The 258-nt window shown below is 67.1% G+C and carries 1 protein-coding gene; it reads left to right on the top strand.

The features are described from left to right. On the top strand, positions 1–258 hold a 258-nt coding region (locus tag C1X29_RS30095), incomplete at both ends, for a hypothetical protein (RefSeq protein ID WP_218275738.1).

Raw genomic sequence — 258 nt, 5'->3', positions numbered from 1 at the left:
TGTCCGCACAGTTCATCATATCGATTCGTTCAGGGACGAGCGGCTTTGCGAGCTCGACCGTCGTTCGATCGTCCAGGCCGACGGCCTGTTAGTCGTCAGCCGGTTCTGGCAGGCGCAACAGGAGGCGGAGATGTCGCGCCCGGCGACGCTGGTCGGCAATGGCGTCGATACGGCGCGCTATTCGCCCGTCGCGAGGTCTGGCGATCAGGCGTTGCGTGCCCGGCTGGGCCTTCGCGCCGGCCCGGTCCTGCTCTCCGT

It is taken from the genome of Pseudomonas sp. GW456-12-10-14-LB2 (assembly GCF_002884345.1).
GTDB lineage: Bacteria > Pseudomonadota > Gammaproteobacteria > Pseudomonadales > Pseudomonadaceae > Aquipseudomonas > Aquipseudomonas paraglycinae.
Note: the sequence above shows the minus strand (reverse complement) of the source record. Positions and strands in the feature narration are given on the sequence as shown.